Raw genomic sequence first — 21,559 nt, forward strand, 5'->3', positions numbered from 1 at the left:
AGGCCCATCGCCACTGCCTGCCTAATTAATACGGATGTAGCGCTTCCTGCAATAGGGGGGCTTGTATGCGAATCACCCAGGTGGTGGGAGGGGGGGGCGTGATGGGATGAAAGTGTATGATAAAAAACGATTTTTATTGATTTCATACCAGCGGCCGGCGACCGGCAAAAAAGCAACTTTTTTAGTTGATTCTCCATTCTGTGCAGTGTGTCACACAAATACTATTGTCAGCTACTTGAAATTTAATTACGTGTAAAACGTTTGGCGTGACACCCTCCTGCCTGGGTGGCTTCAGAGGCAAACGCTTGTCTTCCCGGGGTCTTTTCTTTCATCCATTTTTACTGCCATGGGAGTCATGGTAGAATGATTCTCCTTTGGGTCTTCATTGTCGGATGTGGAGTGATGCATCAAGTTTTGTTGATTATTTGCGTGCTAAATGAAGCTTTTTTGCATCAAACCGCTCGTTTTTTGTCTTTCCAGTGAGCCCTATCACTATTCTGAATTCCCTCCCTATGCTAGATTCCGCCCCTTCGGCGCAATGCTAATTCGGAAATTGACAGAGAGCGGTCAGCGCAGACTGACCATGGATGTGATAACAACGAGAGAATTATGGACACCTTGATTGCAATGATTAACGACCTGATGTGGGGAGCCGTGCTCATTTACCTGCTCATCGGGGTCGGACTCTTCTTTACTTTCCGCCTGGGCTTTATCCAGGTCCGTCACTTCGGCCACATGTTCTCGGTATTGCGCAATAGCCGCAAATCCGACAGTGCCGGCATCTCCTCCTTCCAGGCCCTGTGTACCAGCTTGGCTGCCCGTGTGGGCACCGGCAACCTGGCCGGTGTGGCCGTCGCCATCTATCTGGGGGGGCCTGGTGCCATCTTCTGGATGTGGCTGATCGCCTTCATCGGCATGGCCACCGCCTTCGTCGAGAGTACCCTGGCCCAGCTCTACAAGGTCAAGGATGAAGACGGCAACTATCGCGGCGGTCCGGCTTACTACATGGAGCGCGGCCTCGGCATGCGCTGGATGGGGGTGGTCTTCTCCCTCTGTCTGCTGCTGGCCTTCGGCCTGGTGTTCAACGCGGTGCAGGCCAACTCCATCAGCCTGGCCATGAACGTCGCCTTCGGCATCCCTGACTGGGTGAGCGGCCTGGCACTGGTGGTGCTGTCCGGTCTCATCATCTTCGGTGGCATCCGCGGTATCGCCCGCTTCGCCGAACTGGTGGTGCCTTTCATGGCGCTGGCCTACATCCTGATGGCACTGTTCGTGGTGGCCATGAACATCAGCGAGCTGCCCGGGGTCTTTGTCCTGATCATCAAGTCTGCCTTCGGCATCGAGCAGGCGGGTTCAGGGGCCATGGGTTACGCCATCTCCCAGGCGATGATCAACGGCATCAAGCGTGGTCTCTTCTCCAACGAGGCCGGCATGGGTTCTGCGCCCAATGCCGCCGCGACCGCGACGCCCTATCCGCCGCACCCGGCGTCCCAGGGTTATGTGCAGATGCTGGGGGTCTTCCTCGACACCATCGTCATCTGTACCTGTACTGCCGCCATCATCTTGATGTCCGGCCAGTTTGAGCCAGGTTCAGGGGTCACCGGGGTCGAGCTGACCCAGCGTGCGCTCTCCTCCCAGGTCGGTGGTGGTGGCAACATCTTCATCGCGGCGGCCATCTTCTTCTTCGCCTTCACCTCCATCGTCGCGAACTACTCCTACGCCGAGACCAACCTGGTGTTCCTGGAGCACAACCACAAGGGCGGCTTGATGCTGTTCCGGATGTTCGTGCTGGGCATGGTGATGTTCGGCTCCGTGGGTGAGCTGCCGACTGTGTGGGCCCTGGCGGACGTTTCCATGGGGCTGATGGCCATCGTCAACCTGATCGCCATCCTGCTGCTCTCTGGTGTCGCCATCAAGCTGGCCAAGGACTACAACGATCAGCTCAAGGTGGGTCGCGTTCCCACCTTCGATGCCAACAAGTACCCCGAGATCCGCAGCCAGCTGGAAGCTGGGATCTGGGACAACCCACCCAAGAGCAAGCAGGCCTGAGCCCTGCGTTGATCTGGTTGGATAATGAAAGAGGGGAGCCATTGGCTCCCCTCTTCTATATGGCTTGTGCCTGCCCGAGGCGGTGGCATGGGATGGCTGGACTCACAAGGGGGGTTGGCTGAAAGCCTTCCTGGCAACAGCGACGATACTTCACGCCACTTCACATCCAGCACACCTTGGCTCGTTATGTTGGCCCCATAGCTCGTCGCAGGTGCGGCGAACCCAAACAACCGAGAGGACAAATGACCATGCAACAACAGGTGCGGATGACATTGCTGACGGCGAGCACGCTGCTCTGGGCCGGTCTGGCCCAGGCCACGGCGGACACCCAGGCCGATCCCCTGCGCCCCCTGGTGGATGCCAGTATCCGGCCCGTGCTCAAGGAGCACCGGATCCCGGGCATGGCGGTGGCGGTGCTGAAAGATGGCAAGGCCCACTACTTCAACTACGGGATGGCCAACCGGGAGAGCGGCGCCCGTGTCAGCGAGCAGACCCTGTTCGAGATTGGATCGGTCAGTAAGACTTTTACGGCAACGCTTGGGGCTTATGCCGTGGTGAAGGGGGCGCTCAAGCTCGATGACAAGGTGAGTCAGCATGGGCCCTGGCTGAAGGGATCGGCTTTTGACGGTATCACCATGGCCGAGCTCGCCACCTACAGCGCCGGGGGCTTGCCGCTGCAATTCCCCGATGAGGTGGATTCCATCGACAAGATGCGTGCCTACTATCGCCAGTGGACGCCAGCCTATCGGGCGGGCAGCCATCGCCAGTACTCCAACCCCAGCATCGGCCTGTTCGGCCATCTCGCGGCCCAGAGCCTGGGCCAACCCTTTGAACAGTTGATGAGCCAGACCCTGCTGCCCGGGCTTGGTCTCGAGCACACCTATCTCAAGGTCCCTGCCGAGGCCATGGCGAACTACGCCTATGGCTACTCGAAAGAGGACAAACCTATCAGGGTCAACCCGGGGGTCCTGGCGGACGAGGCCTATGGCATCAAGACCAGCTCGGCGGATCTGCTGAAGTTTGTCGGCGCCAACATGACAGGCACCGGGGACGAGGCGATGCAGCAGGCGATTGCCCTGACCCACAAGGGGGTTTACTCGGTGGGTGGGATGACTCAGGGGCTCGGCTGGGAGAGTTACACCTATCCCGTGACCGAAGAGACCTTGCTTGCAGGCAATTCGGCCAAGGTGATCCTCGAGGCCAACCCGACGACGCCCGCCCCCAACGAGACGGGCAGCCAGGTGCTCTTCAACAAGACCGGCTCCACCGGCGGCTTTGGTGCCTATGTGGCCTTTGTGCCAGCCAAGGGGATTGGCATCGTCATGCTGGCCAATCGCAACTATCCCATCCAGGCCAGGGTAGAGACGGCCCACGCCATCCTGAGCAAGCTGGCCGAGTGATGCGCTTGTACTGATTGACGTGAGTACGCCGGGATTGCCCGGCGTACTCTTTGGTGCCGCTGGTACGGTCACTCTTCACTGAATGGCCAGAATGGCTCGTCACTGACATTACGATTTCCAAATTGGAATCTACCGTTCGCCATCTCTTCACTAGGTACGAAGGGGGGCCCCCCCTATAGTGCTTCGCATATTCATCCGGTCCCCCATGCCGTCAACGGTCGTCGATCAATGGTCTGCGTGGGCGAGGCCCTCTGCAATGGAGCATCCATGGGTATTTTCCTGCTGTGCAGTTTCCTGATGATCATCCTCTATCCGGTCGGGATCGATCTCTATCTGGTGGCGGTGCCCCAGATAGCGCAGACCCTGCAGGCGAGCGAGGCGCAGATCCACACCGCCTTCTCCATCTACCTGTTCGGCATGGCGGCCACCGTACTGCTGGGTGGGATCATTGCGGATCGCCATGGGCGTCGCTGGGTGGTGCAGGGGGGCGCCCTCATCTTTGTCATCGCCTCCCTGGTGGCGGCCAATGCGACGGGGATCAGTCAGTTCTACCTCGGTCGCTTCTGGCAGGGGGCGGGGGCGGGCGCGCTCTATATCATGACCTTTACCGTGCTGCGGGATGTGCTGAACCAGGCGCGGCTGGCGATGGCGCTCTCCATGATCAACGGGGTTATCTGCGTCATCCCGGTGCTGGCGCCTGTGCTGGGTTATCTCATCCTGTCCCGCTTCGACTGGCGCGGGATCTTCGTGGCGATGGCGCTGGTGGCCGCCGTCAGCGGCCTGGTCAACCTGCTGCTGCTCAGGGAAACCCGCCCGGCCCGCCTGCAGGGGGGAACAACCCGGCCCTTTGCCCTGCTGCGATCCTCACGCTTCATGCTGCACTCGCTGCTGACCAGTGCCAGCGTGACTGCCATCCTGGTCTATGTGAGCGTCTCGCCGCTGATCCTGATGCAGGGGCTTGGCTTCACCACGGAGCAGTACGCCATCGTGATGATGGTGATGGCCGGGGTGAGCATGTCCACCTCCTTCCTGACACCGTTGCTGCTGCGCTGGCAGGGCAAGCACAGGGTGCTGGCGCTCTCCCATCTGGCCTACCTGCTGGCGGCCTGCCTCCTGCTCGGCCACTGGCAGCTGGGAGGCAACATTCGCTTGCTGCTGCCGGGCTTTGCCCTGGTCTGCATCGGCTTCTCCTGCGGTTTCGGGGTGGCGATGGGGGAGGCGCTGGCGGAGTGCCAGCACCATGCGGCATTTGCCAGTGCCCTGCTCTGCATCATGCAGATCAGCCTCTCCGGCCTCTATATCTGGTTGCTGGGCCAGCTTGGCGTTGCCCCATCCGGGATGCTGATCTCTGCCCTGTTGCTGACCCTGCTCAGTTACCTGGCCGTCAAAGGGCTGTTACCATGGCTCGCGCTGCGCGAAGCGCGGTCGCGGGGATAAGGGGAGAGGAAAGATGCGCAACCTGGGTGAACTGGATTTGAACCTGCTGGTGGTCTTCAAGCACCTGATGCAGGAGCGCAGTGTGTCAGGGGCGGCCAAGAAGCTCTGCGTCACCCCCTCGACTGTGAGCAAGGCGCTCGCCAAGCTGCGGGACTGGTTTGACGATCCCCTCCTGGTGCGGGTGCGGCAGGGGCTGCAGCCGACCCAGCTCTCCCTGACCCTGGAGGAGGAGCTCAGGACCTGGTTCCAGCTCACCGAGAGCATCAGTACCCTCAACAGCGAGGCGATCCCCGAGGGGGCCCGCTTCAGCCTGCTGATGGAGTCCCCCTTTGGCATCAGCTTCCTGAGCGAGCTGCCCATGACCATCTACCAGAAGTACCCCCACTCTGTGGTCAGGATGCTGGGGTGGGATGACCACTCCCTCAACGACATCGTCAACGGGGATGCGGATCTCGGCTTCTGCGCCCGGGAGACCCATGGTCGCTCCCAGGCCAGGGTCAACCGGCTGCCCTATTACATCGACCACGAGGTGCTGTTCACCGATCGCCCCGTGGTGTTCCTGCGCAAGGATCACCCCCTGCTCGGGCGGGCGTGGTCGCTGGAAAACTTTCTGGCCTGTCCCCAGATAAGCGTGGTGTGGGAGGCCAGCGACAGCTGGGCGCTGGACGATCTGCTGGAGGATGAGGGGCAAGGGCGGGAGGTGCCCATCATGGTCGCAAGCTTCGAGCAGGCCCTGCACATCGCCTCCCAGTCGAGTCACGAACTGATCGCCGTGGCGCCCTCCTATTGCGCTGGCTATGCCGCCAGTCACCACGGCAACCTGATGGCCATGCCGCTACCGCTGCCCGAGAAGCTCTACGTCCAGCTGGAGATTGCTTTCATTCTGCTTTGGCACAAGCGTCACAATCAGGATGCCAAGGTGATGTGGCTGCGCAATGAGACGAAGCGGCTCTATGGCATGGCGGCGCAGGGACTGGCCCTGTTCCCGTGGGGCGGGGGAGGGGCGGCGCTGGCGCCGGCGGGAGATGCCTGATGCAGGGGGCCTGGCCGGCCCCCGGGTTCAACCGTATTGCTCTTCCATCCAGGCTTCGACGATTAGCTGGGCGGAGACCCCGTCCACGCTGCCCTTGTCCAGCGCCTTGTAGCCGCCGCGCTCGAACAGGCGGGCGCGGGCATCCGTGGTGGTGAGCCGCTCGTCCTTGAACTCCACCGGCTTGCCGAAGCGGCCATGGAGGCGGTTGCCAAACTTGCGGGCCCGTACCGTGATCTCCTGATCCGTGCCATCCATGTTCAGTGGCAGGCCGACGATGAGCAGATCCGGCTGCCACTCCTTGAGCAACTTTTCAATTTCGTCCCAGTTGGGAATGCCGTCGTTGGCCTTGAGGGAACGAAGGGGTTGGGCCGTGCCCGTGAGCTCCTGGCCGATGGCGACGCCGATGCTCTTGGTGCCGTAGTCAAAGCCCATGATGCTGCGTGATGACATGGAGTTCCTTAAAACTGGATGTGTAGAAGGGGCCCGGGGGCCCGCTTGGAGAAGGCTAGCTGTGCCCCACCTGGCTGGATAGATGCAGGGGATTGACGCCTATGCTGGCGGCGGCCTGCTGCCAGCGCTGGTGAATGGGGGTGTCGAACACCAGCCTGGGGTTGGGGGGGATCACCAGCCAGGCGCCATCCACCAGCTCCTGCTCGAGCTGCCCTGCGCTCCAGCCGGCATAGCCCAGCGCCACCAGCCAGTGGTCCGGCGCCTCGTCCGTGCCCAGGGTCTCGAGGATGTCCTTGGAGGTGGTGACCATCATCTCGTCGCTCACCTGCAGGGTGGAGTTGAAGCCGGGCCGGAAGCTGTGCAGCACGAAGCCGCGATCAGCATGGACCGGGCCCCCCTGCAGCACCGGCTGTTTCATCTCGGCGGTGGCGGGTGGGCTCAGCTTGAGCTTGGTCAGCATGGCGTCCAGGGACATGTCCACCGGGATGTTGACCACCAGTCCCATGGCTCCCTCGCTGCTGTGCTCGCACAGATAGACCAAGGAACGTTCGAAGTAGGCGTCCGTGAGGCTCGGCATGGCGAGCAGAAAATGGTTTTGCAGTGTTTGCATAGATATCAAAGAGTGCAAAGGTATTTGGGGTGATTATGGCAGTTGACGGCGGCGGGCAAAACCGCTTTTTCGCGCAGAGAAACCGGAAGTCCGGGCGCTGGCTCACATCGTCACGCAACCGAAAAGAGCAGGGGCCGCGTTGGCCCCTGTGGTGTCACTGTCTGGGTGACGGCTTCGAGGGGGCATTCCCCGGCCCGTCAATCAGGGTCACTGTCCCAGCCGGCGTTCGATGGCATCCATCAACATGCCGGTGATATGCACCGGGAAGGCCGCCTCGATTTCGCGGATGCAGGTCGGGCTGGTGACGTTAATCTCGGTCAGGCGATCGCCTATGATGTCGAGCCCGACGAAGATGAGCCCCTTCTCTTTCAGGGTGGGGCCGACAGCACGGGCAATGGCCCAATCTGCCTCGCTCAAGGGGCGCGCCTCGCCGCGGCCGCCGGCCGCCAGGTTGCCACGGGTCTCTCCCTGGGCCGGAATGCGGGCCAGGCAGTAGGGCACGGGCTCGCCGTCCACCACCAGCACCCGCTTGTCGCCGTCCTTGATGGCGGGCAGGAAGGTCTGGGCCATGCAGTACTGGCTGCCGTGGGCGGTGAGGGTTTCGATGATGACCCCCACGTTGGCATCATCTTCCTTCATGCGGAAGATGGAGGCGCCGCCCATGCCATCCAGGGGCTTCAGGATCACGTCCTTGTGCTCGGCGTGGAAGGCGCGCAGCTTGTCGGCACGGCGAGTGACCAGGGTGGTCGGGGTGTGCTCGGCAAACCAGGCGGTGTAGAGCTTCTCGTTGGCGTCGCGCAGGCTCTGGGGCTTGTTGACGATGAGGCAACCCTCGTCCTCGGCTCGCTCCAGCATGTAGGTGGCGTAGATGAACTCGGTGTCGAAGGGGGGATCCTTGCGCATCAGGATCACGTCCAGGCTGGAGAGCGGCTGATCGATCACCTCGCCCAGGCTGAACCAGTGGGCGTAGTCATGCTTGACGGTCAGCGGGCGCATGGTGCCAAAGGCGCGACCGGCCTGCATGTAAAGATCCTTCATCTCCAGATAGAAGAGCTCATAGCCACGCTTTTGCGCCTCTTCGAGCATGGCGAAGCTGGAGTCCTTCTTGATGTTGATGGCCGAGATGGGGTCCATCACGATGCCGAGTTTGATGGTCATCCGAGATTCCTTCTGGTGGCTCGATTGCGAGTGAGATTCTTAAAACCTGTTTCAGGCGAGATCGCCGAAGCGGCACTGCAGCGCAGTGATGGCGGTCAGGGCGGCGGTTTCGGTGCGCAGCACCCGCGGCCCCAGCAGCATCTCCTTGAAATCCTCTTGCACGGTACGGGCGATCTCGTCGCTGGACAAGCCCCCTTCCGGGCCGATCAGCAGCCGCACCCCGTGCTCGGGGACCGGCAGGGTGTTGATGCTGTAAGGGGCGCGCGGGTGCAGGTTGAGCTTGAGCTCCTGGGTCTCTTCCGCCAGCCAGGCATCCAGCTCTATGGGCATACGCACCTCGGGCACCACATTGCGGCCGCACTGCTCGCAGGCGCTGATCACCACCTTCTGCCACTGCTCGCGCTTCTTCTCCAGCCGATCGGCGGGCAGCTTGACGCCGCAGCGCTCGGAGAAGAGCGGGGTGATGCAGGTGACGCCGAGCTCCACGGATTTCTGGATGGTGAAGTCCATCTTGTCGCCACGGCTGATCACCTGGCCCAGATGGATGGCGAAGGGGGACTCCACCGAGCGGGCCTCGCAGCTGTCGATGTGCACCTCCACCGACTTCTTGCCGACGGCAGTGATGGTGGCGGCATATTGGTTGCCGTCGCCGTTGAACAGCTCGAGCTGCTGACCCGGCTGCATCCGCAGCACCCGGCCGATGTGGTTGGCACCGTCTTCCGACAGGGCGAGAGTCTGGCCCACCTGCAGGGCGGCCGGTTCATAGATACGTGGAATGCGCATGGCTGATCACAGTCTCTTGGCTTGAACGCGTTGGGTGATGGGAGGGGTGACCCTCCCTGTCAAATGGGGCTATTGGCACTGCTTTTCAATGAAGGGGTTGGTATTGCCCTGCAGTTTGCCGATGCGGCTGTTGCGCTCGCACTCCCAGCGGTCGGCCGGGTACTGCCTGTCCCAGGCCTCGAACAGTTTACGCTGTTGGGCGGCCAGGCGCAGCCCATACTGCTGGCCCATGTAGAGGTAGGCGCGGGCTATCTGGCCGCGCACCGGCCCCTTGGGCGGCTGCACCCGGCGATCCTTGAAGTCCACCAGCATCTGGCACTTGCCGTACTGGTTCGGCTTGCCGTTCCAGTCGGAGAAGCGGTAGTTGGCCCGATCGCCGTTCACCTCGCCGATGGCGGGGAAGAGGTTGTGCATGTCCCCCTCCATCTTGTTGAACTCGTCACTCTTGCCGCAGTTCTTGCGCCCGCCCTCCTGCCAGCACTGGAGCTGGTGGCCGAACTCCCAGGCGGGCACCACGTGCTCCCACTCGATACGAGAGGCACGATTGGCCTGCTTGCGCGGCAGGTAGCCGCAGCTCTCCCAGTCCGGGGCCATCTGTTTGCCGCTGAACTTGATGTTGCAGCCGCAATAGAAGGTGGTGGGGTGGCTCTGATAGAGCTTGTTCAGATCCTGCTTGGCGGCGCGAAAGGTCTGGGGGGCCTGGGCATGGGCCGGGGCACTGACCAGCAGGGCTAGGCAGAGGGAAATCAGAGGGCGAAACATGAAGATCCTTGGCAATGAAACGAGTGAATGAAGAAGCCGCGTACCCTATCACAGGGGCGCGACACGGGTTGACTCAATCCGCTGTCAGCACCAGGGGCTGGCGACAGCGGCGGCAGTGATAGCGGGCCTCGCCGCGCACCACCTTGTTGTGACGACGCACCGAGAGCTGATGCTGCTGGCAGGCACAGGCGTAGGCATGGGTGCGCTGGGCCAGCACGGCGAGATCGAAGCTGTGGGTGGTGTTGGGGGCGAGCGCAAACACCTCCCGCATCACTGACTGCCACTGGCGGCCGTGGGGCAGCACCCGCGACTTGCCGCGTCCTTCCCCCCAGAGCGCATAGACCAGCAGGTGCGCCACCTCATGGGGCACCACCTCGGCCAGAAAGGCCTGCTGGTTGGCCTGATAGAGGGCGGGGTTGAAGCGCAACTCCCAGGTTTGCAGCCGCGCTGACCCCGCCGCCCGGCCCCGCATGTTGCAGTGGATCTGCGGGCGCGGGAAGGGGCGGCCGAGGCGTGCCTCCGCCTGCACTAAGCAGGCGTCGACCCGCTGGTGCAGCAGCTGGAGCAGGGAAGCGTCGAGTTGGACTCTGGTGGCAGACATCGAGATCTCGTCGGGTAGCGGATAAGCAAAAGGGGAGCCAGGCTCCCCTTTTATCACAACGACCAGCCTTACAGACCGGCGGCGTCGCGCAGCAGAGCGGCCTTGTCGGTCTTCTCCCAGGGGAACTCGTCACGGCCGAAGTGGCCGTAGGCGGCAGTTGCCTGGTAGATGGGACGCTTGAGATCCAGCATCTCGATGAGGCCGTAGGGGCGCAGCTCGAAGAACTCGCGCACCAGCTTGACCAGCAGCTCCTCGGCTACCTTGCCGGTGCCGAAGGTCTCGACGCTGATGGAGGTCGGCTCGGCCACGCCGATGGCGTAGGAAACCTGGACTTCACAGCGGGCAGCCAGACCGGCGGCAACGATGTTCTTGGCCACATAGCGGGCGGCGTAGGCGGCAGAACGGTCCACTTTGGAAGGGTCTTTGCCGGAGAAGGCGCCACCACCGTGACGGGCCATGCCGCCGTAGGTGTCGACGATGATCTTGCGACCGGTCAGACCGCAGTCACCCATGGGGCCGCCGATGACGAAACGGCCGGTCGGGTTGATGAAGTACTTGGTGTCCTTGTTGATCCACTCGGCCGGCAGCACCGGCTTGATGATCTCCTCGCGCACCGCTTCCACCAGATCCTTGTGGCTGATGGAGTCGCAATGCTGGGTAGAGAGCACCACGGCATCCACACCCAGGATCTTGCCTTCGCTGTCGTAGGCGAAGGTGAGCTGGCTCTTGGCATCCGGGCGCAGCCACGGCAGGGTGCCGTTCTTGCGCACTTCGGCCTGACGCTTCACCAGCAGGTGGGAGTAGGTGATGGGGGCGGGCATCAGCACGTCGGTTTCGTTGGTGGCATAGCCGAACATCAGGCCCTGGTCACCGGCGCCCTGCTCCAGCGGATCGGTACGATCCACACCCTGGTTGATGTCAGGGGACTGCTTGCCGATGGCGTTCAGCACGGCGCAGGAGTCGGCATCGAAGCCCATGTCGGAGTGGGTGTAACCTATCTCGCGCACGGTGTCGCGCACGATCTGCTCGATGTCGACCCAGGCAGAGGTGGTTACTTCGCCGGCCACCATCACCATGCCGGTCTTGACCAGAGTCTCGCAGGCGACGCGGGCCTTGGTGTCTTGCACCAGGATGGCGTCCAGCACCGCATCGGAGATCTGGTCGGCGATTTTATCGGGATGGCCTTCGGAGACCGACTCGGAAGTAAACAGCTTTGCCATGATTGGTTCTCGATTCGTATGGGGTTATCGCCTTGGCCATAACCGGAAAATGACAGGATGACTGTAGAGGTATCTACATCTGGACGTCTATTTTAATTAGGTCACAGGGTGATTGCCAGCACTATTTGGGGTTGGACCCGGCCGGGCCAAGGTGCAGCCTGGATCCACCTCCATGGAGGTAAGGGAGGGGGCGGATTGAATCGTTTTCCCGGGCCAGAAAAGCGATTGTGCTCCCAAAGCCACTTTATTCGCCCAGATAATATTTGCACCGCGCCCGCCCTGCTGGGACAATAACGCGCCTTAATCTTGGCCATCAAATGAAGCAATCGCAGGAGATACAGATGCCTTCTCGTAAAGAGCTTGCCAATGCCATTCGCGCATTGAGTATGGATGCCGTTCAAAAAGCCAACTCCGGTCACCCGGGCGCCCCCATGGGAATGGCAGATATCGCCGAAGTGCTGTGGCGTGGCCACCTCAAGCACAACCCGAATAACCCCAAGTGGGCCGACCGTGACCGCTTCGTGCTGTCCAACGGCCACGGCTCCATGCTGCTTTACTCCCTGCTGCATCTCTCCGGTTACGACCTCTCCATCGATGATCTGAAAAACTTCCGCCAACTGCACTCTCGCACCCCGGGTCACCCGGAGTACGGTTATGCCCCTGGCATCGAGACCACCACTGGCCCGCTGGGTCAGGGCATCACCAATGCCGTGGGCATGGCGATCGCCGAGAAGGCCATGGCCGAGCAGTTCAACCAGCCGGGTCACGACATCGTTGACCATTACACCTACGCCTTCATGGGCGACGGCTGCCTGATGGAAGGTATCTCCCACGAGGCTTGCTCCCTGGCCGGTACCCTGCAGCTGGGCAAACTGATCGCGTTCTGGGATGACAACGGTATCTCCATCGACGGTCACGTGGAAGGCTGGTTCACCGACGACACCCCCAAGCGTTTCGAAGCCTACGGCTGGCACGTCATCCCGGCCGTTGACGGTCACAGCCCGGAAGCCATCAATGCCGCCATCGAAGCCGCCAAGGCCGAGACCGGCAAGCCGACCCTGATCTGCTGCCGCACCATCATCGGTTACGGTTCCCCGAACAAGTCCGGCTCCCACGACTGCCACGGCTCACCGCTGGGCAACGACGAGATCGCCGCCGCCCGTGCCTTCCTGAAATGGGACCACGCACCGTTCGTCATCCCGTCCGAGATCGCCGCCGAGTGGAATGCGCAAGAAAAGGGCACCAAGCTCGAATCCGACTGGGCTGCCAAGTTTGCCGCCTATGAAGCCGCGCACCCGGCCCTGGCCGCCGAATTCAAGCGTCGCACCACTGGCGAGCTGCCGGCCAACTGGGCCGCAGAGTCCGCCAAGATCATCGAGACTCTGCAAGCCAACCCGGCCAAGATCGCCACCCGCAAGGCCTCCCAGAACGCTCTGGAAGCCTTCGGCAAGCTGCTGCCGGAGTTCATGGGTGGTTCCGCCGACCTGGCCCCGTCCAACCTGACCATGTGGTCCGGCTCCAAGTCCCTGACCAATGAAGATGCCTCCGGCAACTACATTCACTACGGTGTGCGCGAGTTCGCCATGTCCGCCATCATGAACGGTATCGCCCTGCACGGTGGTTTCATCCCCTACGGCGCCACCTTCCTGATGTTCATGGAGTACGCCCGCAACGCCCTGCGCATGGCCGCCCTGATGAAGCAGCGTGCCATCTTCGTTTACACCCACGACTCCATCGGTCTGGGTGAAGATGGCCCGACTCACCAGCCGGTCGAGCAGATCGCCTCCCTGCGTCTGACCCCGAACATGAGCACCTGGCGCCCCTGTGACCAGGTAGAGTCCGCCATCGCCTGGAAGCACGCCATCGAGCGTACCGACGGTCCGACCTCCCTGATCTTCTCCCGTCAGAACCTGCCCCAGATGGACCGCACCGCCCAGCAGTTGGCCGATGTGGCCAAGGGTGGCTATGTGCTGAAGGATTGCGCCGGTACCCCGGAGCTTCTCCTGATCGCCACCGGTTCCGAAGTGGAGCTGGCCGTTGCAGCTTACGAGCAGCTGACTGCCAAGGGCCGCGCCGTGCGTGTGGTCTCCCTGCCGGCCACCGACGTGTTCGACGCCCAATCTGCCGAGTACAAGGAGTCCGTCCTGCCGTCCAGCGTCACCAAGCGTGTCGCCATCGAAGCGGGCATCGCCGACTACTGGTACAAGTACGTGGGCTTCGGCGGCAAGATCATCGGCATGACCACCTTCGGTGAGTCCGCCCCGGCCGAGCTGCTGTTCAAGGAATTCGGCTTTACCGTGGAAAACGTGGTTGCGACTGCAGAGTCCCTGTAATCGCTGACCATTGGGTCGCACTGGCCCAATAGCCTGAACGATAAAATGCCCTCCATCGCAAGATGGGGGGCTTTTTTATGAGCTTGAAATATAATATTAAAAGTTTGTTATAGCAGCTTATAAAGTGAGTTATCCTTCAATTTAATTTCTTGGAGATATAGTTACCTGATTACCCATGATTAGCAGTCAGTTACCACGAACTATACTGATCTTACGTACAGTTATCGAGGTGCGAGATCATGGCCAAAAGCAAAATCCAATTCCAGAAAGGCTACAGCCTGTTTGAGTTTCTCAAGGACTATGGCACTGAGGCTCAGTGCGAAAACGCGCTGTTCACTTGGCGTTTTCCTAACGGCTTTGTCTGCCCTGAATGTGCCAACAAGACCTGTTGTCGCCTGAGAAGGCGGCCACGTGTGTGGCAATGCAATCACTGCCGTCACCAGATGTCATTGACTGGAAACACGATTTTCGCAAACACCAAGCTCCCACTGACCAAGTGGTTTCTGGCAATGCACCTGTTGTCACAAACCAAAACAGGCTTGTCAGCGATGGAGCTAAAGCGCCAGTTGGGCGTCAAATATGACACCGCCTGGATGCTCAAGCACAAGCTGCTGCAAGCCATGAAAGAGTCCGATGACAAGCAGCCCATCAGCGGCATCATTCAGCTCGATGATGTCTACTGGGGTGGCGAGCGCCGTGGTGGCAAACGGGGTCGGGGCGCGGCAGGCAAGACGCCGTTTGTGGCAGCAGTGGCCCTGAACAAGGAAGGACATCCAATCAAGATGCGGATGACGGTGGTCGATGGTTTCAAAACCAAGTCCGTTGCTGATTGGGCAAAACGGCATATTGCCAGTGGTAGCGCGGTGATATCCGATGGATTGGCCTGTTTCAAAGCGGTCAAGGAGGCCAATTGTGAGCACCTGGGTGTTGTCACCGGGGGCAACCTGGACTGGCTGGATCATCCGGCATTCAACTGGGTAAACACGATGATAGGAAATGTGAAAAACTCGCTGCGGGGCAGTTGCCATACGCTCGGAGCGAAGCATTTACCAAGGCATCTTGCGGAATACTGCTTCCGGTTTAATCATCGTTTTGACCTCAAGAGCATGTTGGTTGAATTGGGGCATGCAGTCGTGGCAAGCCCTCCGATGCCATATCGGCTCTTGAAGCTGGCTGAGGGTCATGGGTAATCAGGTATAGTTATGGAAGCATGGGAAAAGCTAACAAATCCAAAGAAGTTGCGAGAGAACTTAATGAGCGCTTCTGTATATATATCATCATATGAAATGTGTAGAGATTTTATTATATCAAAACCAAGAGATTTTTTTACTGATCACTGGGGAATCAATGGTGAGACTCTAAGGAAGGTGCGAATAAGTCATATGGCACGAGAGCATTTACTGGTAACCCATTGATATTAAATGACTAAAATTTTCATTTTTTGTTCGTGGGATACTTGTTCGCACTTTCCCTAGTATTTTTAATAGAATGCTTGAGGTCACAAACAAAATTGGTGTTTACTGGGTCATAAATTATGAGTCATCAATCCACCCAGATTACTCAGGTGCAGAGGTAGATGAGAACGGCATTAAAATCGGGACAGTTATGATGATTAAGATGATAATGCAGATCGCATTTGGTCAAGAGCCTGAAGACGGTTATTATTACAATGGAATTAAAAAAGCGATAGAGAAAGATTAAGCGTGAAAATATTATTGTCTCGTAGGTTCGATTAGCGAAGCGTAATCGAACGTTCGCGTTCTTTACGTTGATGCCATAAAAATAATATTCTTTCCTGTTACCAAAAAAGAGACCGACATATAGCCGGTCTCTTTTTATTATTCAGGGCATGTCTTACGCCTGCGGCGGGGTACTTTCCGCGTTGGACATCACCGCATCAATCTGCACCAGGGCGCCGGCGGGCAACTCGCTCACCCCAATGACGGTGCGGGCGGGCAGATAGTTCGGGAAGTATTTGGTATAGATGGCGTTTACTGCGTCCAGATCCTCGATGTTCTTCACCTGGATATTGACCTTGACGATATCGTCCATCACGTGGCCGATACTCTCGACGATGGTCTTGATATGGCCGAGGCACTGGGCGGTCTGCTCACGGATACAGCCGGTCAGCACTTTGCCTGTGGCCATGTCGAGCGGCAGTTGGCCGGCGATATGGTTGTAGTGGGAGAAGGCGACAGTCTGGGTGTGCAGGGGGCTGCGCGGCGCCTTGTCGGTATTGCGGGCGCTGATCACCAGATTGTGTCTGTCTTCTACCAGCTGCGGCGGAGTGCCGTCACCGTGGGAGATCACCGCATCCATCTGCACCCTGGCACCCTGCGGCAGGGCGGAGGCCGCGATCACGCTGCGGGCCGGCAGATAGGCGACGGCGCGGGCGATGGCGGAGTCCGGGAAGAAGGTGCGGTAAACCTCGTTGACGGCGTCCAGATCCACCAGGCTGGTCAGATAGACGGTGACCTTGACGATATCGTCAAACGGCACATCTATGCTCTCCAGCACGTTTTTGATGTTGCGCAGGCACTGGGCCGCCTGCTCCTGGATGCCGCCGGCAACCAGCTGGCCGGTGGTGGCATCCACCGGCAGCTGGGCACCGATATTGTTGTAGTGGGAGAAGGCGACGGTATGGGTCGAGAGCGGATCCTGCGGTGCCTTGTCGCTGTTGCGGGAGAGTTTCACCAGCGGGCAGGGTGCCTGCGGGAAGGTGCCTTCCCCATTGGAGAGCAGGGCGTCCATCTGGACGGCTGCACCGAGCGGCAGACCGGCCACGGCGAGCACGGTGCGGGTTGGCAGATGGTGGGGGAAAAATTCCCGATAGACGGCGTCGACCGCCTCCAGATCCCCCATGTCTTTGAGGAAGAGGGTGACTTTCACCATGTCGTCCATGACGTGGCCGATGCTCTGGACTATGGCCTGGATATTGGTCAGGCACTGTCTGGCCTGGGCTTGGATATCGCCACTCACCAGTTTGCCTGTCTTGGTATCGACGGGGAGCTGGGCGGAAATATTGTTGTAGTGGGAGAAGGCCACGCTCTGGGTGCAGGGGCCCAGATCCTGCGGTGCATTGAGGGTATTTCTGGCGGATTTGATGATGGTACCACTCATGGCGATACTCCTTTCTCTTTATTGATGTAGGGTCAACGCCTTCCTTCCTCGTTTGCCGCACACCTCGCTTTATTTCGGCAACAGTTGCCCGTTCCCGACGAATGACGACGGGTGATACGGAAAACAGTCATCGCTGTTTCGAGTCTGGCTTCGACGTCGCCTGCGTGGGCGAGCGGCTGATGGAGAAATGGATCGGGTTGATGATTCAGACAGGGGGATTCTATGGGGGGCCGACCAGGGGATGCAAACCGGGATCGCATTTCTATGAGGTGGCTCAATGCTCTGAAATATAGCTAAAATGCGGTTCAATTCACCATATATAACGGCTGACCGGGTGTCATAACGCGCCTTATAAGGGAAATGGCCGCAGTACGTGGGTTTGTACCGGGCCATCGTTGATCAATTCTGTGAATAAAGGGTTAATCATCGGCAATATTTTGCTGTTCATGCACTCCAATATGAATGGCTATGCATTTTATGCCCATGGATGGGGCTGTCAGCAACATCAAAAATATGTTAGCCAGTGCCCGTTTTCGACCCTTGAAACAGCGGCGGGAAATATCATTCACCCAGGCTGCATGACGACGATGTCATTGACGCAAGCGAGCCGCTGCAATCAACCAATACGGGCTGCATATGACATCCAGATTTATGCAATGAAATTGCAGTGTGAAAAAGAAGGGGGATGAACACGGTCGATAACGTCTGCCGGCAGAGCCGGACAATGACAGAGAGGGCGGCATGTGCCGCCCTCTCTGTGCGTGTGCGCAGGTTGCCCGCTCAGGCGGGGTAGAGTGCGCCCAGCACCGTCGGTCGGCTGGCGCCGGTGACGGCGGGCAGGTTGCCGGGCTGGCGCGTCATGAAGCGCTGTGCCAGCCAGGCAAACGCGGCTCCTTCCACCCAGTCTGGGGCGAGCCCCAGCTCGGCCGTGCTGGTAAGGCGCCAGCGGGGCAGCAGGGCGGCGAGTTCCGCCAGCAGGGGACCGTTGTGGGCGCCGCCGCCGCAGACGAACAGCTCTGGCCTGGTTTGCGTCTCATCCACTGCGGGCAGCTGGCGGGCTATGCTGTGGCAGGTCAGCGCCTGCAGGGTGCGCTGTACATCCACCGGGGCGTATGCCGTGCCTGCCAGCTCGTGGTCTAGCCACTTCAGGGTGAACATCTCCCGACCCGTGCTCTTGGGGGCGGGGGCGGTGAAGTAGGGGTGAGCCAGCAGTTTGGCTAGCAGCTCGGGAACAAGCTGGCCGCTGGCCGCCCACTGGCCACCGGCGTCATAGCTGCCGCCGTCGGGCTGATGGCGGCGATACCAGCCATCGAGCAGGGTGTTGGCGGGACCGGTATCGAAGCCATATACCCCTGAACCAGAGCCCCCGTCGGCATGGCCCGGCAACACAGAGATATTGGCGATGCCGCCGAGGTTCAGCACCACCCGCAGGGCGCCCGGTTTGGCAAAAATGGCCTGATGGAAGGCGGGCACCAGCGGCGCCCCCTGACCGCCGAGGGCCATGTCCAGGGTGCGAAAATCGGCAATGACGTCGATGCCGGTCAGCGCCGCCAGCAGGGCCGCATTGCCGATCTGCAAGGTAAAGCCGAGCTGGGGGCGGTGGCGCACTGTCTGGCCGTGGGAGCCGATGGCGCGGATATCCTTGGGCTCACGCCCTGCCTTGGCAAGCAGCGCCAGGGTGGCGGCGGCAAATTCCTGCGCCACGCGATTGTCGGCCACACCCATGCGGTCTATTTCGTTCTCCCCCGGGGTGCAGAGGGCGTGAAGCTCGCGCGCCGTTGCCTCTGGCCAGGGGTGGCAGAGCGCCGCCTCCACCCGAAGAGTTTCCCCATCCAGAGTGACCAGCACGGCATCGATGCCATCCATGCTGGTACCCGACATCAATCCGATATAGCGCTCGCTCATGGCCTCTCCTTGTTATCTGTTCATTTACAGCAGCCACGATGGCAGTGGGGCGACTCTTAGCTGCCGTTGCTGTCCCGCTGGTTCTGGGCCAGTTGCAGGTCCGTGCTGTCAAGCTTGGCCAGTTGCGGTCTGGCCTGTGCCTTGAAGCTGGCCAGTGCGCGCCCGGTGAGGGTCTCGGCCTGGGGCAAGTTGAGGGTGCGCGGGTTCTTGTGCACGCCGCCCACCACGAATTCATAGTGCAGGTGCGGGCCCGTGACGCGGCCGGTGCCTCCCAGCAGGCCTATGGTCTGCCCCTGTTTCACCCGCTGGCCCTTGTTCACGGTGCGCTTGGAGAGGTGCAGGTACTTGGTCACGTAGTTGCCGGCGTGCTTGATGAAGACATAGTTGCCGTTGAACTGGTTGTAACCGGCGGCCACCACGCTGCCGGAGCCCGCCGCCATGATGGGGGTGCCCACGGGGGCCACGTAGTCGATGCCGTTGTGGGGGCGCACCTTGCCGGTGACAGGGTGCAGGCGACGCGGATTGAAGTTGGAGCTGATGTATTTGAAGTTGACCGGGGCGCGCAGGAAGCTCTTGCGCATCGCCTTGCCTTCCGGGGTGTAGTAGTTGCCATCCTGGTTCAGCACGGCGCGATAGATGGCCCCCTGGTTGATGAACTCGGCGGCCAGGATGTCGCCGGAGGCCACCCGCTCGTCATCCTGATACTTGTCCTGATAGACCACCCTAAAGCTGTCCCCCGGCTGCAGGTCCTGGGCAAAATCGATGTCCCAGCCGAAGATGGCGGCGAGATCCATGATCTGATCCTCCGTCATGCCCGCCTCGCTGGCGGCGCCCCAGAAGCTGGATCGGATCTCCCCCTTCGCCACCTGCTCGCGGGTGTCGAGCTCGAGGCGCACCGGTCTGGCCACGAAGCTGTCGTCCTTGCGGCTCACCTTGAGCGCCTGCTCCAGGCTGTGGGGGTAGTAGAGGCTGTGCAGCTCGCCCTGTTCGGTGAGCTTGAAGGTGAGCTCCTGTCCCGGCTGCAGCATGCGCAGGGGATCGCTGCCGTCGAGCTGATCGATAAGATGAAGATCAGTGGTATTGAGCCCGATGCGCTGGAAGATGACCCCCATGTTGTCGCCCCGGCGCACCTTCACCTGCTTGGTGATGTAGCGCGGCTTGGGCGGGGTGAGGGGCTGCGCGTCCTCGAGTTCATCGGTGGCGGCGGCCGCGTCGGCGGGCTGGTGCAGGGCAAGTTCGTTGCCGTTGTCATCGACCCGGGTGGCGACGGCCTGTTCGCTTGGCCAGGCTGCCAGCATCATCACCAGAATGCTCAGAATAAGCACCATCTTGCGGTGCCAGGTAGGAAGAGAGTTGAAGGCGTGCCAAATGACCATGAGAAGCTGACGAAGTTGAACCCAGAAGAAGGTCGGAGTTTACCGCCTTTCCAATTGGCCTGCCATTCCAGTAATATGTCTGGCCCTGTGGAATCGTGATTGGAGAGTCAAAAAATGTCCCAGCTCGAGGTGGCGCTAGCCGAGATCAAGCGCGGAGCGGAAGAAATTCTGGTTGAAGAAGAACTTGTCGCCAAGTTGAAGGAAGGGCGCCCGCTGCGCATCAAGCTGGGGATGGACCCGACGGCTCCGGACATTCACCTGGGTCACACAGTGATCCTCAACAAGCTGAAGACCTTCCAGGACCTGGGCCACGAGATCATCCTGCTGATCGGCGACTTCACCGCCATGGTGGGCGACCCGTCCGGCAAGAACAGCACCCGCCCGCCGCTCTCCGAAGAGGCCATCAAGCACAACGCCCTCACCTATGCCGAGCAGGCGTTCAAGATCCTGGATCCCGCCAAGACCCGCATCGAGTACAACTCCAGCTGGCTGGGTGAGCTGGGCGCGACCGGCATGATCAAGCTGGCGGCCAAGCAGACAGTGGCCCGCATGATGGAGCGCGACGACTTCAAGAAGCGCTACAGCGGCGGCCAGTCCATCGCCATTCACGAATTCCTCTATCCGCTGCTGCAAGGCTATGACTCGGTCGCGCTCAAGGCGGACGTCGAGCTCGGCGGTACCGATCAGAAGTTCAACCTGCTGATGGGTCGCGAGCTGCAAAAAGATGCCGGCATGGCCGCCCAGTGCGTGCTGATGATGCCACTGCTGGTGGGTCTGGACGGCGTCAAGAAGATGTCCAAGTCCGCCGCCAACTACATAGGCGTGCACGATGCCCCGGGGGAGATGTTCGGCAAGATCATGTCCATCACCGACACCCTGATGTGGAACTACTACGAGCTGCTCTCCTCCCGCCCGCTGGCGGACATCGAAGGCTTCAAGGCCGGCATCGAAGCCGGGACCCTGAACCCGCGGGATGTGAAGATCTGGCTGGCGAAAGAGATCATCACCCGCTACCACGACGAAGCGGCGGCCGAAGCGGCCCACGAAGATTTCACCCAGCGCTTCTCCAAGAACGCCATTCCGGACGAGATGCCGGAAGTTGAGCTGGCCCTGGAAAGCGAAGGTCTGCCGATCGCCAACCTGCTCAAAGACGCCGGCCTGGTGGAGACCACCTCCGAGGCACTGCGGATGATCAAGCAGGGCGCGGTCAAGGTGGATGGTGACAAGCTGGACGATGGCAAGGCGCTGATCGCTGCCGGCACCGCCGTCTATCAGGTCGGCAAGCGCAAGTTTGCCCGGGTGACCGTCAAGTAAGCGCGCTC

General features: G+C 60.5%; 18 protein-coding genes. 8 read left to right on the plus strand and 10 right to left on the minus strand.

Annotated elements, in window-relative coordinates; genetic code table 11:
* The first annotated feature begins 609 nt into the window (after nt 1–609).
* From KI797_RS05640 to yidZ, 4 genes are all read left to right on the plus strand, one after another.
* Nucleotides 610–2,049 (plus strand): alanine/glycine:cation symporter family protein, encoded by a 1,440-nt coding sequence (locus KI797_RS05640; RefSeq protein ID WP_041205244.1) that lies wholly within the window; start codon nt 610–612, stop codon nt 2,047–2,049.
* A 248-nt stretch (nt 2,050–2,297) separates the two neighbouring features.
* Nucleotides 2,298–3,449: a CMY-1/MOX family class C beta-lactamase gene (gene blaMOX / locus KI797_RS05645; protein WP_226173022.1), complete on the plus strand. Its 1,152-nt coding sequence runs from the start codon at nt 2,298–2,300 to the stop codon at nt 3,447–3,449.
* Between the two features lie 267 nt (nt 3,450–3,716).
* On the plus strand, nt 3,717–4,886 hold the full coding sequence (locus KI797_RS05650; RefSeq protein WP_042649334.1) for an MdtL family multidrug efflux MFS transporter: 1,170 nt from the start codon (nt 3,717–3,719) through the stop codon (nt 4,884–4,886).
* A 13-nt stretch (nt 4,887–4,899) separates the two neighbouring features.
* Nucleotides 4,900–5,919 (plus strand): HTH-type transcriptional regulator YidZ, encoded by a 1,020-nt coding sequence (gene yidZ, locus KI797_RS05655; protein WP_226171918.1) that lies wholly within the window; start codon nt 4,900–4,902, stop codon nt 5,917–5,919.
* A 27-nt stretch (nt 5,920–5,946) separates the two neighbouring features.
* Here the strand turns inward: yidZ and ruvX are convergent, their stop codons facing one another.
* The 7 genes from ruvX to metK all read right to left on the minus strand — a co-directional run bounded on the left by ruvX (nt 5,947) and on the right by metK (nt 11,503).
* Complete coding sequence (gene ruvX, locus KI797_RS05660; protein ID WP_025326196.1) at nt 5,947–6,369, minus strand: Holliday junction resolvase RuvX; 423 nt, start codon at nt 6,367–6,369, stop codon at nt 5,947–5,949.
* 55 nt (nt 6,370–6,424) lie between these two features.
* Nucleotides 6,425–6,979, minus strand: coding sequence for a YqgE/AlgH family protein (locus KI797_RS05665; protein WP_139435608.1), 555 nt, complete (start codon nt 6,977–6,979; stop codon nt 6,425–6,427).
* Between the two features lie 207 nt (nt 6,980–7,186).
* A complete protein-coding gene (gshB, locus tag KI797_RS05670; RefSeq protein ID WP_042650729.1) occupies nt 7,187–8,137 on the minus strand; it encodes a glutathione synthase in 951 nt (316 codons plus the stop codon).
* A gap of 51 nt (nt 8,138–8,188) precedes the next feature.
* Complete coding sequence (gene rsmE, locus KI797_RS05675; RefSeq protein ID WP_182788154.1) at nt 8,189–8,920, minus strand: 16S rRNA (uracil(1498)-N(3))-methyltransferase; 732 nt, start codon at nt 8,918–8,920, stop codon at nt 8,189–8,191.
* Nucleotides 8,921–8,989: 69 nt separating this feature from the next.
* The gene (locus tag KI797_RS05680; protein WP_005330560.1) at nt 8,990–9,682 is read right to left on the minus strand and encodes an endonuclease; all 693 of its coding nucleotides are present in this window, start codon (nt 9,680–9,682) and stop codon (nt 8,990–8,992) included.
* Nucleotides 9,683–9,755: 73 nt separating this feature from the next.
* The gene (locus KI797_RS05685) at nt 9,756–10,283 is read right to left on the minus strand and encodes a SprT family zinc-dependent metalloprotease (RefSeq protein WP_226171921.1); all 528 of its coding nucleotides are present in this window, start codon (nt 10,281–10,283) and stop codon (nt 9,756–9,758) included.
* Nucleotides 10,284–10,351: 68 nt separating this feature from the next.
* Nucleotides 10,352–11,503 carry a methionine adenosyltransferase gene (gene metK, locus KI797_RS05690; RefSeq protein WP_005330558.1) on the minus strand — a complete coding sequence of 384 codons (1,152 nt, stop codon included), beginning with the start codon at nt 11,501–11,503 and terminating at the stop codon, nt 10,352–10,354.
* A 341-nt stretch (nt 11,504–11,844) separates the two neighbouring features.
* On the opposite strand from metK, the gene tkt reads away from it, so the two are divergent.
* Nucleotides 11,845–13,836, plus strand: coding sequence for a transketolase (tkt, locus tag KI797_RS05695; RefSeq protein WP_042650725.1), 1,992 nt, complete (start codon nt 11,845–11,847; stop codon nt 13,834–13,836).
* Between the two features lie 239 nt (nt 13,837–14,075).
* Entirely contained in the window at nt 14,076–15,026 is a 951-nt protein-coding gene (locus tag KI797_RS05700; RefSeq protein ID WP_005342491.1) for an IS1595-like element ISKpn3 family transposase, read from the plus strand.
* Nucleotides 15,027–15,690: 664 nt separating this feature from the next.
* Here the strand turns inward: KI797_RS05700 and KI797_RS05705 are convergent.
* A complete protein-coding gene (locus tag KI797_RS05705; RefSeq protein WP_226171925.1) occupies nt 15,691–16,956 on the minus strand; it encodes a RidA family protein in 1,266 nt (421 codons plus the stop codon).
* A 407-nt stretch (nt 16,957–17,363) separates the two neighbouring features.
* Between KI797_RS05705 and KI797_RS05710 the strand changes: the two genes are divergently transcribed.
* Entirely contained in the window at nt 17,364–17,645 is a 282-nt protein-coding gene (locus KI797_RS05710; protein WP_182788160.1) for a hypothetical protein, read from the plus strand.
* A gap of 91 nt (nt 17,646–17,736) precedes the next feature.
* Here KI797_RS05710 and KI797_RS05715 read toward each other — a convergent pair whose 3' ends face one another.
* Nucleotides 17,737–18,861, minus strand: a complete 1,125-nt coding sequence (locus KI797_RS05715) for an anhydro-N-acetylmuramic acid kinase (RefSeq protein WP_226171942.1) — start codon at nt 18,859–18,861, stop codon at nt 17,737–17,739.
* Between the two features lie 56 nt (nt 18,862–18,917).
* Nucleotides 18,918–20,237 carry a peptidoglycan DD-metalloendopeptidase family protein gene (locus KI797_RS05720; protein WP_226171945.1) on the minus strand — a complete coding sequence of 440 codons (1,320 nt, stop codon included), beginning with the start codon at nt 20,235–20,237 and terminating at the stop codon, nt 18,918–18,920.
* Nucleotides 20,238–20,351: 114 nt separating this feature from the next.
* Here KI797_RS05720 and tyrS point away from each other — a divergent pair, with 114 nt between their 5' ends.
* Nucleotides 20,352–21,551: a tyrosine--tRNA ligase gene (gene tyrS, locus KI797_RS05725; protein ID WP_226171948.1), complete on the plus strand. Its 1,200-nt coding sequence runs from the start codon at nt 20,352–20,354 to the stop codon at nt 21,549–21,551.
* Nucleotides 21,552–21,559: the final 8 nt, after the last annotated feature.

Origin of the sequence: Aeromonas media (assembly GCF_020423125.1) — a bacterium.
GTDB classification, from domain to species: domain Bacteria; phylum Pseudomonadota; class Gammaproteobacteria; order Enterobacterales; family Aeromonadaceae; genus Aeromonas; species Aeromonas media.

Coding starts and splice junctions, on each gene's coding strand:
- yidZ (WP_226171918.1), top strand. CDS start 4,900: ATGCGCAACCTGGGTGAACTGGATTTGAACCTGCTGGTGGTCTTCAAG.
- KI797_RS05685 (WP_226171921.1), bottom strand. CDS start 10,283: ATGTCTGCCACCAGAGTCCAACTCGACGCTTCCCTGCTCCAGCTGCTG.
- metK (WP_005330558.1), bottom strand. CDS start 11,503: ATGGCAAAGCTGTTTACTTCCGAGTCGGTCTCCGAAGGCCATCCCGAT.
- tkt (WP_042650725.1), top strand. CDS start 11,845: ATGCCTTCTCGTAAAGAGCTTGCCAATGCCATTCGCGCATTGAGTATG.
- KI797_RS05720 (WP_226171945.1), bottom strand. CDS start 20,237: ATGGTCATTTGGCACGCCTTCAACTCTCTTCCTACCTGGCACCGCAAG.
- KI797_RS05650 (WP_042649334.1), top strand. CDS start 3,717: ATGGGTATTTTCCTGCTGTGCAGTTTCCTGATGATCATCCTCTATCCG.
- KI797_RS05640 (WP_041205244.1), top strand. CDS start 610: ATGGACACCTTGATTGCAATGATTAACGACCTGATGTGGGGAGCCGTG.
- gshB (WP_042650729.1), bottom strand. CDS start 8,137: ATGACCATCAAACTCGGCATCGTGATGGACCCCATCTCGGCCATCAAC.
- KI797_RS05680 (WP_005330560.1), bottom strand. CDS start 9,682: ATGTTTCGCCCTCTGATTTCCCTCTGCCTAGCCCTGCTGGTCAGTGCC.
- ruvX (WP_025326196.1), bottom strand. CDS start 6,369: ATGTCATCACGCAGCATCATGGGCTTTGACTACGGCACCAAGAGCATC.
- KI797_RS05700 (WP_005342491.1), top strand. CDS start 14,076: ATGGCCAAAAGCAAAATCCAATTCCAGAAAGGCTACAGCCTGTTTGAG.
- KI797_RS05665 (WP_139435608.1), bottom strand. CDS start 6,979: ATGCAAACACTGCAAAACCATTTTCTGCTCGCCATGCCGAGCCTCACG.
- blaMOX (WP_226173022.1), top strand. CDS start 2,298: ATGCAACAACAGGTGCGGATGACATTGCTGACGGCGAGCACGCTGCTC.
- KI797_RS05705 (WP_226171925.1), bottom strand. CDS start 16,956: ATGAGTGGTACCATCATCAAATCCGCCAGAAATACCCTCAATGCACCG.
- tyrS (WP_226171948.1), top strand. CDS start 20,352: ATGTCCCAGCTCGAGGTGGCGCTAGCCGAGATCAAGCGCGGAGCGGAA.
- rsmE (WP_182788154.1), bottom strand. CDS start 8,920: ATGCGCATTCCACGTATCTATGAACCGGCCGCCCTGCAGGTGGGCCAG.
- KI797_RS05715 (WP_226171942.1), bottom strand. CDS start 18,861: ATGAGCGAGCGCTATATCGGATTGATGTCGGGTACCAGCATGGATGGC.